The sequence below is a fragment of the Larkinella terrae genome (assembly GCF_009668025.1).
GTDB lineage: Bacteria > Bacteroidota > Bacteroidia > Cytophagales > Spirosomataceae > Larkinella > Larkinella terrae.
The window spans coordinates 1-3,212 of the sequence record NZ_WJXZ01000003.1 but is presented as its reverse complement, the minus strand read 5'-3'; the positions used below and the strand labels follow the sequence as shown (position 1 = coordinate 3,212).

Here is a 3,212-nt window from a genome sequence, read left to right as displayed (position 1 = left end):
GATATGTTCTTTGAGAGAAAGGAAGTCACAAATGCGTTGCAAGCGCAAGTAGAGGTAGTATATGGCTACGGCCAAGGAAGGGCGTCTGGGGGATGCCTATGGCTCTGATTGGCGACGAAGGACGCGGACAGCAGCGAAAACAGTGGGGAGGAGCACACATCCGTTGATCCGCTGGTCTCCGAATGGGGCAACCCGGTGTGGTGAAGCCACATCATCATCTGACGATGAAGCAAACGCGGGGAACTGAAACATCTAAGTACCCGCAGGAAGAGAAAACAAGAGTGATTCCGTTAGTAGTGGCGAGCGAACGCGGACGAGCCCAAACCACAGCGGTTACGGCCGCTGCGGGGTTGTAGGACCGACCATCAAATTGATTGGTAAACCGGAATGTTCTGGGAAGGACAGCCAGAGCGGGTGAGAGCCCCGTACGGGTAATGCGAATCAATGGGGTTGGGATCCTGAGTAAGGGGGGGCCGGAGGAACCCCCTCTGAATCCGGCAGCACCATCTGCCAAGGCTAAATACACATCAGAGACCGATAGCGAACCAGTACCGTGAGGGAACGGTGAAAAGTACCGCAAGCAGCGGGGTGAAATAGAACCTGAAACCAGACGCCTACAAACGGTTGGAGCCCCTTGGTGGGGTGACAGCGTGCCTTTTGCATAATGAGCCTACGAGTTACCTTCCCTGGCGAGGTTAACCTTTTTGAGAAGGGGAGCCGAAGCGAAAGCGAGTCTGAACAGGGCGCTGAGTCAGTGGGGGTAGACGCGAAACCGGGTGATCTACCCGTGGCCAGGTTGAAGTGGCAGTAACATGTCATGGAGGACCGCACCAGTAAACGTTGAAAAGTTTTTGGATGAGCTGCGGGTAGGGGTGAAAGGCCAATCAAACCCGGAAATAGCTCGTACTCTCCGAAATGTTTTTAGGAACAGCCTTGCATGTAAGTTTCCCGGGAGGTAGAGCTACCGATAGGACTAGGGGGAGTCACATCCTACCAACTTCTGACGAACTCCGAATGCCCGGGAAATGGTGCGGGAGTGAGGGGTCGGGTGCTAAGGTCCGACTCCGAGAGGGGAACAACCCAGACCACCGGCTAAAGTCCCCAAGTGGTTGCTCAGTTGAACAAAGGAGGTCCGGTTGCCGAGACAGCCAGGAGGTTAGCTTGGAAGCAGCTATTCCTTTAAAGAGTGCGTAACAGCTCACTGGTCGAGCGAGGCGGGCATCGATAATAAACGGGCATGAAGCAACCCACTGAAGCCGTGGACACTAGTTTTACTAGTTGTGGTAGGAGAGCATTCTGTTATCAGTGAAGGTTTGGCGTGAGCCGGGCTGGAGAAGACAGAAAAGCAAATGTAGGCATAAGTAACGATAATGAAGGTGAGAACCCTTCACACCGTAAGACTAAGGATTCCACCGCGATGGCAATCAACGGTGGGTGAGTCGGCACCTAAGGGGCAGGCGAAGGCCGAACCTGAGGGCAAACGGGTTAATATTCCCGTACTGGCCGGAAGAGAGAAGCGGGGACGGAGTACTGAACAGACCGCGCACTGCGGGAATAGTGCGTTGAAGGTTGAAGCTAGTGCTTCCACAGGCAAATCCGTGGAAGTAGGTGGACGCCGATAGTACCTGAGCCCCTTCGGGGGCGCGGGATAGTGTCTGGGAAGGGCTTCCAAGAAAAGCCGCTATCGCTAATTTTCCGGGCAACCGTACCGCAAACCGACACAGGTAGTCGAGATGAATAATCTAAGGTGCGCGAGAGAATCATGGCTAAGGAACTCGGCCAATTGACCCTGTAACTTCGGGAGAAGGGGGACCTACTGCGCTGTCAAAGGCGTGGAGGTCGCAGAGAAAAGGCCCAGGCGACTGTTTACCAAAAACACAGGACTCTGCGAAATCGAGAGATTCAGTATAGGGTCTGACACCTGCCCGGTGCTGGAAGGTTAAGGGGGGGCGTTAGGGGCGCAAGCTTCGAAGCGTTGAACTGAAGCCCCAGTAAACGGCGGCCGTAACTATAACGGTCCTAAGGTAGCGAAATTCCTTGTCGGGTAAGTTCCGACCTGCACGAATGGTGTAACGATCTGGGCACTGTCTCAGCCATGAGCTCGGTGAAATTGTAGTTCCGGTGAAGATGCCGGATACCCGCCACGGGACGGAAAGACCCCGTGCACCTTTACTACAGCTTATCATGGACGCTGGCACAGGGATGTGTAGGATAGGTGGGAGGCAGTGAAGCGGCATCGCCAGGTGTCGTGGAGCCAACGTTGAAATACCACCCTTCTCTTTGTTGGCGTCTAACCTCACTAAGTGAGGGACCGTGGTTGGCGGGTAGTTTGACTGGGGTGGTCGCCTCCGAAAGGGTAACGGAGGCTTCCAAAGGTTCGCTCAGGCCGGTTGGTAACCGGCTGTGGAGTGCAATAGCAGAAGCGAGCTTGACTGTGAGGCAAACAGGCCGATCAGGTGCGAAAGCAGGGTATAGTGATCCGGTGGTTCCGCATGGGTGGGCCATCGCTCAAAGGATAAAAGGTACGCCGGGGATAACAGGCTGATCTCCCCCAAGAGCTCACATCGACGGGGAGGTTTGGCACCTCGATGTCGGCTCGTCACATCCTGGGGCTGGAGAAGGTCCCAAGGGTTCGGCTGTTCGCCGATTAAAGTGGCACGCGAGCTGGGTTCAGAACGTCGTGAGACAGTTCGGTCCCTATCTGTGGTGGGCGTAAGAAGATTGACGGGGGCTGCCCTTAGTACGAGAGGACCGGGGTGGACTCACCGCTGGTGAACCGGTTGTTGTGCCCACGGCACGGCCGGGTAGCTACGTGGGGTTTGGATAAGCGCTGAAAGCATCTAAGTGCGAAGCCGGCCCGGAGATGAGTCTTCTATGAAGGACGTTGGAGACGACGACGTTGATAGGCGGCAGGTGCAGGGCGTGAGAGCGCTAGAGCCGAGCCGTACTAATGACCTGAAGGTGGTAGGATAGCTTATCTTCAAAGAGCTTGCAAACGGTTGTGATTTCCTTTTTTCTTAAAGCAACGACACCAAGGAACCAGAGAGTTACCGGACACGTCCCAACGGGGCAAGGCCGATAACCCACGAGCTGGGATGGTGGCAAGGGTGCGGGGGAACACCTCTTCCCATACCGAACAGAGCCGTTAAGCCCCGTTACGCCGATGGTACTGGAGTCACTTCCGGGAGAGTAGGTTGCCGCCACCACAGAAT

The 3,212-nt window shown here is 55.4% G+C and carries 2 rRNA genes; both read left to right on the top strand.

Annotation, left to right across the window (positions count from 1 at the left end):
- Positions 1–65: 65 nt before the first annotated feature.
- A 23S ribosomal RNA gene (locus GJJ30_RS07050) occupies positions 66–2,970 on the top strand.
- Positions 2,971–3,094: 124 nt separating this feature from the next.
- Positions 3,095–3,206, top strand: a 5S ribosomal RNA gene (rrf, locus tag GJJ30_RS07045).
- Positions 3,207–3,212 lie beyond the last annotated feature (6 nt).